Below are 13,196 nucleotides of genomic sequence, written 5' to 3'. Positions count from 1 at the left end.
CATCGAGCGAACGAAAGTGGGTGATTTCGCTTCTGAATCACCCCGCCTCAGCAATCAACCCAGAAAACATGAACAACTCAGTTTTACCAACCCAAACAGAACCGCACTCCGATCGACTCCAACCGCGCCTGCAACTCCGCAACATCAATAAATCATTCGGAGGAGTCCAAGCGCTGAAAAACGTCGATTTTGAGGCGTATGCAGGCGAAGTGGTCGGTTTAGTCGGAGACAACGGTGCAGGCAAATCTACACTGGTTAAAACCATGTCTGGCGCATATGTTCCAGACTCCGGTGAAATTTTGATTGATGGACAACCCGTGTCGATCGCGTCACCGCAAGATGCCACTCGATTAGGAATTGAAACCGTTTACCAAGACTTAGCGCTTTGTGACAACCTCGATGTTGTGGCGAATTTGTGGCTCGGTCGAGAAGCCTATCGATGGGTCATTCCAGGCGTTCTCAAAGCGCTCGATGAAACCGAAATGGAACGCCGCACGATCGAAGTTCTCAGAACGCTCAATGTCAAAATTCCCTCGGTTCGTCGTCCGGTGGCGACGCTTTCCGGGGGACAGCGGCAATGTATTGCAGTAGCAAAAACCATTCTGCGGCAGCCGAAAGTCGTCCTACTCGACGAGCCAACGGCGGCGCTGGGAGTCGTACAAACTCGGCAGGTCTTGAATCTCATTCTCCGCCTCAAACAACAAGGTCTAGCCGTTGTGGTGATTTCCCACAATTTGCACGATGTTTTTGAGGTCTGCGATCGCGTCATTGTGATGCGTTTGGGTCAGCGTACTGCCACCTTTGACATCAAAAATTCCACTTCAGAACAAGTTGTCGCCGCCATTACAGGCGCAGAACATCGCGATCCTGCCGTTCCTACTCCAGAAATGACATGAAAACCAATACACGCCAAGACGATCGCTCCTCGGTGAATGCAGAAATGAGCGATCCACAATCTAATCTTCAGCGATCGTCGTTTAGCTTGCGATCACTCATGCGAGGTGATTTAGGATTCCTTCCTGTTGTTTTCACTCTTGCATTAATCACGCTATATTTCCAAGTCACCACGGGCGGTGTCTTTCTCCAGGCTCGAAATTTAACCAATCTGACTCAACAAATTGTTGTTATTAGTATTCTCAGCACTGCTGCGGTTTTGGTTCTACTTCTGGGTGAGATCGATTTAAGCTTAGCAGCCGTGGCGCAAGCTTGTGCCGCAGTCATGGCGACCGTCTCGGTTTACCAAAATTGGGGGGCAATTCCTTCGATTCTCGCTGCACTTGTGATTGGTGCATTAATCGGCTTAGTCAATGGATTCTTTATCGCAATCTTGCGGGTTCCTTCGTTCATTGTGACGTTGGCGGGGTCGATCGGTTATGCCGGATTTTTGCTGCTGGTGTTGGGACGGCAAACGACTTTGATTGTGCGTGATCCAGCGATTCGGGCGCTCGCACCGACCTATCTTAATCCGATCGTCGGTTGGGGGCTACCGCTTGTCGTTGCTGCTTTGTATGCGATCGGGGTTTGGTATGAACGTCAGCGACGAGTCAAAGCCGGACTCCCGGTGAAGCGCCCCACAACGTTGATCGCTCAAGTTGCAGGGATTTTTGCCAGCATCATCTTGATCGTATTCCTATTTCAAACTTATCAAGGTGTTCCTCAAGCCGTCCTGATTTCGCTGGGAATCGTCCTTGTGTTCTGGCTGATTTTGAGAAAAACGCCGTTTGGTCGTCACCTCTATGCGGTGGGTGGTAATGAAGAAGCGGCAAGACGTGCCGGGATTAATGTCATTGGCATGAAGATGACGGTCTTTACTTTGGCATCCGTTTTAGCCGCCCTAGCGGGCATTATGCTGACTTCGCGCAGTACCGCCGTTGCCACTCAAATTAGTGCGACATTGTTGTTAAATGCGATCGCGGCGGCGGTTATCGGTGGAGTCAGTTTATTCGGAGGACGCGGCTCAGTTTGGGCAGTGATTTTGGGTGCGCTGGTCATTGGCAGTTTAGACAATGGCTTGGACTTGCTCAACCAGGATCAAAGCATCAAGAATATTGTCCAAGGTGCGGTGCTAGTGTTGGCTGTTACGGCAGATGCTTTAGTCCGACGAGCTAATCCGGTACGCGGCAAGTAAAGAACGCGAGTTCGACGAGGTTTTCCGCTTCGGTTTGAGCGGTTTTGCCCCCTAAATTCCCCATTCTGGGGAACTTTGAAAGCTAGAGAACTACTTCAATTTGGGAATTCTCTTTTCTCCAAGTCCCCCACGAGTGGGGGATTTAGGGGGCGCAAATCCGACAGCAACGAAGCTTTAGACTGCGAAACCAACATCAGCCGCAGGCTGCTCCACGACTCACAATGCCCGACCATTGAACCTTCTTCAGCTTCTCCCGCCGATACGAAAAGAAATTGATTGGATCTTGATATGTACAGTGAGGCGCGATCGCAATCTGTTCTGCCGTAATTCCCATTCGTTCTAATTGGATTGCAATCACCCGCCGGACATCTAAGCGCGATCGTCCTGCTGCCGAGTCCCTTAAAATCGGCGAATTCGGCAATCTCAGTAACTTCTCTAAATCTGGATTCGGCTCGATCGTCGCTCCCACTTCTAGCGCCACTTGATGCGAAACTTGATACACCTCACCTGCGATCGCCGGACCTAAAGCAATGCGTAGATCTTCAAGGCGACTCCCTTGCGATCGCAGCTTCTCGATCGCTACAGGCACAATTTTTTGCGCCGTTCCCCGCCAGCCCGCATGCACCGCCGCAGCATTCCCCGTTTTCACATCTCCAATCAAAGCGGGCGTACAATCCGCACTACACGCCCAGACCGCCTGCTGCGAGCGCTCCGTCATTAATCCATCTGCCTGAGCAAAATTCTCGCGATCGTGTGGGTTCTCTAACTCAGAAGGTGATAAAACCACATTGCCATGCACCTGATGAACGCGGTAAATCTCAACCGTCGGATCAAGCACCTCGGTGAGTTCAAACGGCGATCGGGGCGAAAACTGTTGCGTAAAAAAGCCGTGCTGCCAAGGTTCTAGAAGGCTGCAAGTGAGATAAGGCAGATCGTTCCAGGTTTGCCAGTGCCAAGTGTGCATGAGGGGCATCCACGAAATTCTGTTGCCATCGTAACGGTTTATTGAGCTGCTAGTGTAGTAGGCTCCTCCAAGATTAAAGTTTTTGTGAATTTACGACAGGTCACAACTGAGACAACTGCGGGAAACTACTGTACCTTCAAGCTGCAAAATTCGGCGCTTTTACTCAGTGCCAAATCCTCTTTTATTCCAGAAAGGTGTTCTCACTCGCGAGAAATCAGGCATCATAGCGGACGGAATTCCATAGCAGCAGACTTCACAGCCAAATCTGTGCAAATATGTGGATTCCGTAAAACTAAGCCTACCCCTCCGGACTTGTACCCAAAAACCGGTACTATGTCTCTGGAATATAGTTAATTAGTGTAAAGAAATCGCCCGACGTACCCACCGTGCAGCGCAGCGATCGAGTGGAACTTAGTCAGAGTCATCATCGACGAATGAACACGAGCAAGCCTGAGAGAGGACATTACCGTATGACGCAGCGACCCACCCCGATTCGACCCCTTCGCAACCGCAAGCAATTATTAAGACGGCTCGGATGTTTGAGTAGTCTGGGGGTTTTTAGTAGTGGGATAACGCTGGCGCAAGCTGCTCCGACAACTTCGCTGCAGACAAGCGTGGCCGCTTCGCCTTCTCCGGTCGTTGTTGCGCCCACGGCTGCGGACTTAACGCCGACTGCATCGGCATCATCGCCTACCACTCCTGCACCCGCCGCTCCGGAAAAAGAAGCTCCTGATCCGACACCACCCGTTGAAATCGAAATCCCAGAGTCTTCTCCTGTTTCGGAATCTCCCTTAGTCAAGCCGCAGGCTGCACCGGAGAATCCGGCACCTAACTACGTGCCCCCTAGCTCGATCGTGATTGAAAAACGCGATTCCGCCCCCAAAGTAACGACGGTGAAGCCTAAAACGACTGGAATTGCCAACGCGGTTTCCAAAGCAATTTCTGGAGTGATTCGTCCGAAATTCAACCCGGCTCAGCCTGAAGCTGAAGCTGAAGCTGAAGCTCCTTCAACGGAAACTGCTTCAAGCTGGGCACCACCTTCGATCGTACCACCCTCGTTTGTCCAAGATTACTTCAATCGCACGGTTCGTCCGCTCGGTCTTCCCGGTAACGGGGATGTCCGCTTACTCTTCCCGCTCTCGATTCCCAGTGCGATTACCTCTGTCTTTGGTTGGCGGGTTCACCCCATCACAGGCGATCAGCGACTGCACACGGGGACAGATTTGGGCGCACCGATGGGAACTCCGGTATTAGCAGCACTCACCGGTCGCGTGATTATGGCGGATTTCTTTGGGGGATATGGGTTAGCGATCGCGCTAGAACACACAAATGGATCGCAGCAAACGCTATATGCTCACTTGTCAGAAATCTTCGTGAAGCCCGGAGATGTCGTGAAGCAAGGAACCGTAATTGGTCGGGTCGGTAGCACCGGCAACTCGACGGGGCCTCACTTGCATTTTGAGTTCCGTCAGCAAACTCCAGAAGGCGGTTGGGTAGCTCAAGATGCAGGAGCCTCGCTAGAACAGTCAGTCGCGCAGCTCGTTAAGTCGATGCAGGTGACACAACAGAATCCGCAAAATCCAGGTTCTTAGTTGAAAAAAGCCCCACGCAGGGGCTAGAAGAAGTTGTTGACCTCACAATCTAACAGTGTGGGGTCACATTTTTTTACCAATCAACCAGAGAAGTCCAGCATCAATGAAGGTGAAGGGACTGTCCAAGGTTCCAGCAAGAAGGCTGAGAAAAAGGAAATAACTAAGCGAAGCGACTGCGACGAATTTAATTAAAACGAAGGTTGCCATAGCAGTTGAAGAGAAAACTAGGTGGATGTAGAATAATGCGTCTAAGTTATTTTTTGGCTAAGCCTTAACAGAATAGATCAAAGCTTATAAGTTTTATAAAGATACAACACATTTTAATAATTATCACTGAGCAATTCCTCTTACTCAGTTCTGAGAAGTTGAATAGATAGCTTCTAGCTAAAGACATACCGCAGACGAAGCCACAAAACCGGAAGCTGCAAAAATTCGCAACGATCGTAAAACTTTTCCGAACCCTAGCACTAAGTTAAAATCGCGCCGCCCATGAGTCTCCGGTAGCGATAGTCAAGTTCGGCTTTCATGGCGTTCCACCGCTCGATCGTTGGGTCTTTCTGTATAGTTCTTTCTGCTGCATCTCGCGCCATTTCCAGCACTTCTTGATCTTCAACTAAACTTGCTAGCGCAAAATCTGGTAAGCCCGATTGCCGTGTTCCAAGCACCGCACCCGGCCCTCGAAATCGCATGTCCATCTCAGAGATGAAGAAGCCATCTTGCGACTGTTCGAGAACTTTTAATCGCTGTCGTGCAGTTTCGCTCTTGGAACTGCTCATCAGCAAGCAGAACGACTGCGAGCCGCCGCGTCCGACTCGACCCCGAAGTTGATGCAGTTGTGAGAGTCCAAACCGCTCTGCGTGTTCGATCATCATCACAGTGGCATTCGGAACATCGACCCCAACTTCGACAACCGTAGTGGATACAAGAATTTGAGTTTTGTTGTCACGAAACTCGGTGATAGCTTCGTCTTTTTCGGCAGAAGTCATGCGACCGTGGAGTAACCCGACATTGAAATCTGGGAAGATATCATCTCTGAGGTGTTGGTGTTCGTCGATCGCAGACTTGAGATCCAATTTCTCCGACTCTTCGACCAGAGGCAAGACGATGTAAATTTGTCGTCCTTGAGCAATTTCGCGCTTCATCAGGTCATACGCCTGTTGACGATCGCGCCCAGCTAGTACGGTTGTTTGAATCGGTTTGCGTCCGGGTGGCAGTTCATCGATCTGGCTCACGTCTAAATCTCCATGCAGCGTTAGCGCCAGAGTGCGCGGAATCGGCGTTGCGGTCATGGTGAGGACGTGGGGATGTTCGCCCTTTTGCTGAAGTCGGGCGCGCTGTTCGACTCCAAAGCGGTGCTGCTCATCGATCACCACCAAGCCTAAGCGATCGAAGCTGACCGTATCTTGAATTAGGGCATGGGTTCCAACCAGTAGCGGCAGTTCCCCGGTTTGTAACCCGTTGTGGATTTCGCGACGTTTGGCGGCTTTGGTTGATCCCGTCAGCAGTTCGACCGGGAGATGCAGTTGATTAAACCAGCCGACCAATTTGCGGTAGTGCTGTTCTGCAAGCACCTCGGTCGGAGCCATAAACGCAGCTTGATAGCCCGATTGAATTGCTGCCAGAATCGTGATGACAGCGACAACGGTTTTTCCGGATCCAACATCGCCTTGGACTAAGCGATTCATCGGGATCGGTCTTTGCAGATCGTTGAGAATATCGTTGACCACTCGTTCCTGAGCATTGGTCAGTTCAAACGGTAGCAGTTTGTGAAAATCGTCGATTAGTTTTCCAGTTGATGCAAGAACGGCACTGGCTTGAGTTTGTCGTTGTTCGTATCGACGTTTGAGCAAACCCAGTTGGAGATAAAAGAATTCATCAAAGACTAACCGACGACGCGCCAACTCCAGCGCATCAGAATCAGCGGGAAAGTGAATATTTGCGATCGCCTCTTGAATTCCAGTCAAGTTATATTCAGTTAAAAGTCCTTTGGGGATCGGTTCATGCAAATTCACGATCGCAGGCAGAGAAGCCGTCACCGCTCGACGCACTAAATCGGCTCCAACTCCTTCGGTTAGGGGATAAACCGGAACAATCCGCGCCACCGTCGGAGAAGTGAGGGAATCTCCAGAATCATCGAGCACTTCGATATCGGGGTCTTCGAGACTGACTCCGAATTTTGTTTGCTTGACTAATCCGGAGGCTGCGATCGAGGCTCCTTTTGGATAAAGCCGTTTTTGCTGTTCTTGCCATCCACGGCTGGCGAACCGACTGCCCATATAAAAGCGGCTAATCTTCATCTGTCCGCTTGAGTCTTGAATCGTCAACTCTAAAATCGTAAGTTTGCTGTTTCGCGGACTGGTGAAGCAGTTGCAGTTTTTGACCGTAGCAACGATCGTCACCGTTTCCCCGACTTCAAGTTCGCGGATATGCACTTGGCGGGCGTAGTCGATGTAGTCGCGTGGGTAGTAGTACAAGACATCCCGAACATAATAGAGTCCGAGTTTGGCAAGTTTTTCAGCGCTTTTCGAGCCAATCCCGGCGAGATAAGTCACCGCTTGCGTCAGCGGAATATCGCGAGTCGGGGTTTCTGGAGTGGGAGCAACAGAAACCACAGCAGGACGCGGAGCAGCTTTCTTTTCCTCAGTTTTAGGTGCCAACTTTTCGGCTACCTTCTCTTCAAATTTTTTAACTTGGTAAAGAAAGCGACGAGTCTCAGCGACGAGATGCTGACGCTGTGAGAATTCAAGTTCTGGATATTTGGCGTATTGACTCGCGATCGAGCGACACCGTTCTTTTTCCGATTTGGGCAGTTCGTTAGTCGATTCGCTCAGAATCAGATGCAAAAATTCGCTGAAGCGGTACTGGTTCCCCTCCAGATCATTAAATCCGCGATCGGCTTCCACCGATAGCGCCTTTTGTAACCGTACCAAATCCATAAAACTCAGTCAGGTGAAGCGATCTCACCCGTTTTTCTTGATGAAGTCTAGCAAAATTCGCTGATGAATTGCGCCGAGCGGTCGAATCTGGCTTGCTCGATCGCTAAATCGCTCCCCTTGCTCAATTTGCGATCGCGTAAATAATCCCAAATCCCACCCTTCTAATAAAGTAAGTTCATTGATCCCCACCGTCAGAGGAGCCGCAAAGACATGACGAAGGGCGCGATCGTCTTCGTAAACGCCAAATTTGACCGCATTCGGCGGTGAATAGCAAATTTCCTCTTGTAGCTCACGCACCAATGCGACCTCCGGAGATTCATCTGCTTCGATATGCCCACCGAATAAGCCCCAATGCCCCGGATACGCAATGTTTGGAACGTTATCGCGCAACTGTAAGAGAAACTGATCCTGCTGATAGAGGATTGCAATTGCGACTTCTGGCTTCATTGCTGCTCAATGTAAAGGGCGCTTTGATCCTGTCCAGCCAAATCAATTTTCTGCAAGCGTACCTTGCCTTGAACGCTCACTTGGCTTCCTGTTGCGGGAACTAGCTGACCGGTCACAATCCAAATGCTTCCAGTATCGTCTTGCACTTCATACGCCCGCTGCCCGCCCATTAACGGCGCTTGCGCTTTGATCTTGCCTTCAACCTGCACCGTACGATCGCGCTTTGAACCCAGATCGCGCACCTTCACCCGCTCCCCAGCCTGCACCAGCGACAGCACGTTATTTGAGGCCACAGGTAAATCCGGAGAAGCACTACAGCCGATCGCGAAACACGACAACCCCAACCCAACTGCCACTAACCCAACGTTTGAGAACCGCATACCTTTAGCCTCAGCACATCGTCAAAATCCGTTGCAGTTCACGCAACACGGCGCGAATCTGCCAAACTATAAAAGTCAATCTTCAAGAATGCAAAAGATCGCGCCCAACAACCGGAAAAATTCATCAATCTTGGTTCACATTTTGAACGATCTTTTCCGGTTTGGCTGACTAAATTTTGCATCGAATTAGTTCCTATGTCTTCGATCGCCCAACTCCTCGACGGAAAAGCGCTTGCCCAGAAAATGCAAGCCGCACTAACCGAAAAAGTTCAAGCCCTGACTGCTAAAAATGGTCGCCCTCCCGGTCTCGCTGTCCTGATGGTCGGGGACAATCCAGCCAGCGCAGCTTATGTCCGCAACAAAGAGAAAGCTTGCGCCGCCGTTGGCATCGCCTCTTACGGCAAACATTTTTCCACCGAAACCACCCAAGCCGAACTTGCTGAGACGATCGCTCAATTAAACGAAGACGATCGCGTCGATGGCATTCTCGTGCAGCTCCCCTTACCGGAGCACCTAGATAGCGTTGCACTGTTAAACCAAATTCATCCCGATAAAGACGCAGACGGCTTACACCCGACCAATTTAGGGCGCTTAGTCCGAACAGAACCCGGATTGAGAAGCTGTACGCCCTACGGTGTGATGCGACTTTTAGAAGAATACAAGCTTGATCCCAGCGGAAAAAAAGCCGTCGTCGTCGGCCGCAGTATCCTTGTCGGCAAGCCGATCGCGCTGATGCTGCTCGATGCCAATGCCACGGTGACGATCGCTCACTCTCGCACCCCTGATCTCGCAGAAGTCACCCGCAGCGCCGATATTCTCGTTGCCGCCGTGGGCCGTCCGAATTTAATCACGGCAGACATGGTAAAACCTGGCGCGATCGTGGTGGATGTTGGAATTAACCGAATCACCGATGACACGGGAAAAAGTCGCCTCGTCGGAGATGTAGATTTTAATGCCGTCCAGTCGGTTGCGAGCTACCTTACCCCCGTTCCCGGTGGAGTTGGTGCGATGACTGTGACCATGCTGTTGCACAATACAGTATGGAGCTATGAACAACGCTTCCAACATTAAGCTAACTTTACAAGAATCGCGTAGTGGAAACGAAGGAGGATATCGGAATGGTCGTGACAGGACAAACGCACTCAAATCAAGCCTCCCAATTTGATTTGAAAGGCTATCTCGCGGTAAGACAGCAGCAAGTTGAAACCGCCCTCGATCGAGCATTTCCGGTGGTCTATCCCGACAAAATCTATGAAGCGATGCGCTATTCGCTCTTCGCAGGCGGGAAAAGATTGCGTCCGGTGCTTTGTCTTGCCACCTGTGATCTGCTCGGCGGTACGACTGACATGGCAATGCCGACCGCCTGCGCTCTGGAAATGATTCACACAATGTCGCTAATCCATGATGATCTGCCCGCAATGGATAACGACGATTACCGACGCGGGAAACTCACCAATCACAAGGTCTTTGGGGAAGCAGTAGCGATTCTTGCCGGAGATGGCTTGTTAGCGTATGCGTTTGAACATATTGTTGAGGAAACGAAAAATGTACCGAGCGATCGCCTGATCAAAGTAGTGTCTCGTTTGGGTCGGGCAGTCGGAGCCGCTGGGCTGGTTGGCGGTCAAGTCGTGGATCTTGACTGCGAAGGCAAGAAAGATGTCAGTCTCGATACGCTGAATTTCATTCACACCCACAAAACAGCGGCACTGCTTGAAGCTTCGGTCGTGAGCGGTGGCATTCTGGCGGGTGGTTCAGATTCAGATATTCAGCGATTGTCGCGCTACGCTCAGGCGATCGGGCTGGCATTCCAAATTGTCGATGACTTACTCGATATCACCTCCACGCAAGAAGAACTCGGCAAGAGTATCGGCAAGGATATGAATGTTGAGAAAGCTACCTATCCGCGCCTTCTAGGAATGGAAGAATCGCGCCGTCAAGCGGAACAACTGGTCGAAAGCGCGAAAGCCGAAGTCGCGGGATTTGGTGAAGTGGCATTCCCGTTAATGGCGATCGCAGAATACATTACCGCCCGCAAAAACTAAATGGAAAGTAGGGAGTAGAGAATGTTCTACCCCCTACTCCCTATCCCCTACTCCCCACCTACCTCTCTACCTCATAAACGAATGCAGGACTTTGGTCACATTATCGATAACAGAGTGCTGCTCCTAGCCCTCATCGCCTGTTTGATTGCCCAAGCCACGAAGCTAGTGGTTGAATTGATTGTGCATCGCAAAGTCAATTTTCGCGTTCTTGTCGAGACAGGCGGAATGCCCAGTTCCCATTCGGCACTGGTGACTGCACTAGCAACTGGAGTCGGCATCACTGACGGTTGGGACAGCACCCAATTTGCGATCGCCACAGTAGTTGCCTTTATTGTTATGTACGATTCCCAAGGCGTTCGGCAAGCAGCAGGCAAGCAAGCGAAAATTTTGAACCAAATTATCGATGAGTTTTTTACAGGCGATCATCATTTCAACGAAGCTCGCTTAAAAGAATTGCTCGGACATACCCCAGTTCAGGTGATCGTCGGCTCATTATTAGGAGTTGTGGTTTGTGTGGCGGGAGATTGGTGGCTGGGCGGCAATTGGCGATCGCTGTTTGGGCAGATTGCAGGCGTTCATTAGTCTTTAGACTCAGGCTGACTGATATCTTCTGCGTTAACCCCAGAAAAGCGTTTATATCAATCCATGTCTCAGTCGATCGTCTACTCCGAAGACCGTGAAGTTCAACCGCAGCATTGCGATGTGCAAAATCACTTGAACAATGTGGTTTACGTACAATGGATTCAGGACATTGCGATCGCTGCTTATCGGTCTAAGGGCTATTCCCGCGAATTCGATGAGAACAATCACATCATCTGGTTTGTTCGGCGGCACGAAATTGACTATTTATCGCCTGCATTTGTGGGAGATGTCGTTCGATTAACGACTTGGGTGGAGGGTGGTACGCTATCGACCTTTTTCCGACGAGTTGAATTTGTGCGGGTTTCAGATCAAAAAGCGCTGTGTCGATCGCTCACCGAGTGGTGCTACTTTGATGCCAAACGCAACCGACCTGCGAAAATTCCAAGCGAAATCAAAGCTGTTTTTCTTCCAGAATATTGACCTCTTCCGAACCGCTTCTCTCGATCGTGCAAAACTTGCTATCTGTCTGTTGAAGAGTTAGGTGCGGTGATGATGGATAACATTGAAGGCTTCATCGTCCGAAGGTTCCTGAAAATACTTCGTAATCGCATCAAACTCAGTCTCACTCGTAAACGCTGAACCCTCAGGAAGTTCCTTGCTCCGCTCCCGTAACTGTCGCTTGCACAACTCGTCCGGCACATCGACGTAATGTAACTCATGATTGGCATTCGCAGCTTCAAACAACTCTCGAAACCAAGCCCGCTGCGTTCTCGTGTTACCAGGAAAGTCAAGCACAACCGATAAACCCTGTGAGAGCAGAGCAGAAATATGCCCTGTAAGCACGCTTCGTAGCCTGGACGAATATTTCACGAAACCAGGAATGTCTGTTATTTCGCCTGGAAACAACTGATCCAGCCACTCATCCTGCACCATCAGAACGGCATTCTCTCGCCGCGCGATCTCCTTTGCAAGGGTAGATTTTCCCGCCGCCATCTTTCCACAAAAGAAGAAAAGCTTTCCTGACTGCTCCATGTCCTTTGCCTCCTAAAACGTTTTACTGACCACTCATTCCAGGGTTAGTTTGAACCACCGGCGTGAGCAATGTCACTCGATCACTCCTCACCAGCATCGCCGCAAATCCGCGATCGTTTAATCGCCGCAAAATTGCAGCCGCAGTCGCACGATCGTTGGTATGGATCGCTAGGAGATAAGGACGCTGCTCAAAGGAAGCCAGCCCAATATTTCGATTCAACACTCGTTGAATTTGTGCAGCAACTTCAGGACGATTATTGTGATCGACAATCACAGCAAAACCCCCGCGCAAGCGTTGTGGATTAAAGGCTTGAGCAGGGGTTACGTCAGGTTGATCGACTTGTTGCGATCGGGGCGCTTCGGCTTGAGCAGCGATCGCCGCTCCGGGGGGAACTGCCACGAATGCTCTAACGCGAACTGTGTCATTGAGATAATTGACCCAAGATTGTGCCGTATCCGCATCTCGGTAGCCGCCAACTCGCGTAACGGTCTGACCGAGATAACTACAAACGGAGACTTCGGCAGTGCGAGAGACGACGCTACGAACACGGGCTTGGGATTCCGAGGTCGGGGTCACAATCAGAAGCAGGAATTCGTTCGATCGTGGCGCTCGACAATTCGGGAGTTGGGCTTGAGCAGAAGAAATTCCGGTCAGCGTTAAAGCAAGTCCAGCGAGTCCTGTAAGAACCGATTGAAGCGTCGTCTGAGGCATAGAAGTTTAGGAACTAGGAAACAGGTTCCAGAGATCCAAGCGGGTTCGGAATCGCGTCCGACTGCTGGTACTCTCCGGTGATGACATATTCTAGACGCAGCTTCAGCCAAGTAATAAATTGTTTGTTGGTGGAGACGATCGCGACGCAAGGACGCGGACATTTTGCTTTGATTTCTGCCATTTCTGGCGCTTCTAAGAAAGCAGGTTCTTTGATTACCCAGAAATCAATTTCCCTTTTCTTTTCTTCGTAGTCGCGATAGCGTTCCCGAAGAACCTCGTCCATCGGTTCTTCTTCCAGCAAAAATTTCTGGCTTGCCAAAACGTAGTAGTAAGTTGTCATGGGGTCTTCCTATTTGATCAGTCTTTGAGTGAAGAATCCGG

Annotated in this window: 14 protein-coding genes; 7 read left to right on the top strand and 7 right to left on the bottom strand. The window is 50.5% G+C overall.

The genetic code is table 11. The features are described 5' to 3' along the window. Window positions 1–68 precede the first annotated feature (68 nt). Window positions 69–896: an ATP-binding cassette domain-containing protein gene (locus tag NC981_RS15485; protein ID WP_348243769.1), complete on the top strand. Its 828-nt coding sequence runs from the start codon at window positions 69–71 to the stop codon at window positions 894–896. After that, window positions 893–2,128: an inner-membrane translocator gene (locus NC981_RS15480; RefSeq protein WP_348243768.1), complete on the top strand. Its 1,236-nt coding sequence runs from the start codon at window positions 893–895 to the stop codon at window positions 2,126–2,128. Before NC981_RS15485 ends, NC981_RS15480 begins: the two co-directional genes overlap by 4 nt. A 193-nt stretch (window positions 2,129–2,321) precedes the next feature. Here the strand turns inward: NC981_RS15480 and pgeF are convergent, their stop codons facing one another. Next, on the bottom strand, window positions 2,322–3,092 hold the full coding sequence (gene pgeF / locus NC981_RS15475; protein WP_348243767.1) for a peptidoglycan editing factor PgeF: 771 nt from the start codon (window positions 3,090–3,092) through the stop codon (window positions 2,322–2,324). A gap of 470 nt (window positions 3,093–3,562) precedes the next feature. Between pgeF and NC981_RS15470 the strand changes: the two genes are divergently transcribed. After that, window positions 3,563–4,684: a peptidoglycan DD-metalloendopeptidase family protein gene (locus NC981_RS15470; RefSeq protein ID WP_348243766.1), complete on the top strand. Its 1,122-nt coding sequence runs from the start codon at window positions 3,563–3,565 to the stop codon at window positions 4,682–4,684. A 467-nt stretch (window positions 4,685–5,151) separates the two neighbouring features. Here NC981_RS15470 and recG read toward each other — a convergent pair whose 3' ends face one another. Genes recG through NC981_RS15455 form a run of 3 tightly spaced genes read right to left on the bottom strand, consistent with a single transcriptional unit; the run spans window position 5,152 to window position 8,447 of the window. Then, the gene (gene recG / locus NC981_RS15465) at window positions 5,152–7,620 is read right to left on the bottom strand and encodes an ATP-dependent DNA helicase RecG (protein WP_348243765.1); all 2,469 of its coding nucleotides are present in this window, start codon (window positions 7,618–7,620) and stop codon (window positions 5,152–5,154) included. Between the two features lie 24 nt (window positions 7,621–7,644). After that, window positions 7,645–8,067, bottom strand: a complete 423-nt coding sequence (locus tag NC981_RS15460) for an NUDIX hydrolase (protein ID WP_348243764.1) — start codon at window positions 8,065–8,067, stop codon at window positions 7,645–7,647. Further along, the gene (locus NC981_RS15455) at window positions 8,064–8,447 is read right to left on the bottom strand and encodes a hypothetical protein (protein ID WP_348243763.1); all 384 of its coding nucleotides are present in this window, start codon (window positions 8,445–8,447) and stop codon (window positions 8,064–8,066) included. The genes NC981_RS15460 and NC981_RS15455 overlap by 4 nt, the downstream gene beginning before the upstream one ends. 195 nt (window positions 8,448–8,642) lie before the next feature. On the opposite strand from NC981_RS15455, the gene folD reads away from it, so the two are divergent. The 4 genes from folD (at window position 8,643) to NC981_RS15435 (ending at window position 11,551) form a co-directional block, all read left to right on the top strand. After that, window positions 8,643–9,518, top strand: coding sequence for a bifunctional methylenetetrahydrofolate dehydrogenase/methenyltetrahydrofolate cyclohydrolase FolD (gene folD / locus NC981_RS15450; protein ID WP_348243762.1), 876 nt, complete (start codon window positions 8,643–8,645; stop codon window positions 9,516–9,518). Window positions 9,519–9,565: 47 nt separating this feature from the next. Next, window positions 9,566–10,489 carry a geranylgeranyl diphosphate synthase CrtE gene (gene crtE / locus NC981_RS15445; protein ID WP_348243761.1) on the top strand — a complete coding sequence of 308 codons (924 nt, stop codon included), beginning with the start codon at window positions 9,566–9,568 and terminating at the stop codon, window positions 10,487–10,489. Window positions 10,490–10,570: 81 nt separating this feature from the next. Then, on the top strand, window positions 10,571–11,071 hold the full coding sequence (locus NC981_RS15440) for a divergent PAP2 family protein (protein ID WP_190377824.1): 501 nt from the start codon (window positions 10,571–10,573) through the stop codon (window positions 11,069–11,071). A gap of 63 nt (window positions 11,072–11,134) precedes the next feature. Continuing rightward, the gene (locus tag NC981_RS15435) at window positions 11,135–11,551 is read left to right on the top strand and encodes an acyl-CoA thioesterase (RefSeq protein ID WP_348243760.1); all 417 of its coding nucleotides are present in this window, start codon (window positions 11,135–11,137) and stop codon (window positions 11,549–11,551) included. A 57-nt stretch (window positions 11,552–11,608) separates the two neighbouring features. Here NC981_RS15435 and NC981_RS15430 read toward each other — a convergent pair whose 3' ends face one another. The 3 genes from NC981_RS15430 to NC981_RS15420 are packed head-to-tail and all read right to left on the bottom strand — an operon-like array spanning window position 11,609 to window position 13,155. Next, window positions 11,609–12,103 (bottom strand): ATP-binding protein, encoded by a 495-nt coding sequence (locus tag NC981_RS15430; RefSeq protein WP_348243759.1) that lies wholly within the window; start codon window positions 12,101–12,103, stop codon window positions 11,609–11,611. Window positions 12,104–12,125: 22 nt separating this feature from the next. Continuing rightward, the gene (locus tag NC981_RS15425; RefSeq protein WP_348243758.1) at window positions 12,126–12,815 is read right to left on the bottom strand and encodes a hypothetical protein; all 690 of its coding nucleotides are present in this window, start codon (window positions 12,813–12,815) and stop codon (window positions 12,126–12,128) included. Window positions 12,816–12,828: 13 nt separating this feature from the next. Then, entirely contained in the window at window positions 12,829–13,155 is a 327-nt protein-coding gene (locus NC981_RS15420) for an MgPME-cyclase complex family protein (protein WP_190377817.1), read from the bottom strand. Between the last annotated feature and the right edge of the window lie 41 nt (window positions 13,156–13,196).

Origin of the sequence: Leptolyngbya sp. DQ-M1 (assembly GCF_039962505.1) — a bacterium.
Lineage (GTDB): Bacteria > Cyanobacteriota > Cyanobacteriia > Leptolyngbyales > Leptolyngbyaceae > Leptolyngbya.
The sequence above is the reverse complement of the archived record's forward strand: the minus strand, read 5'-3'. Positions and strand labels throughout refer to the sequence as shown.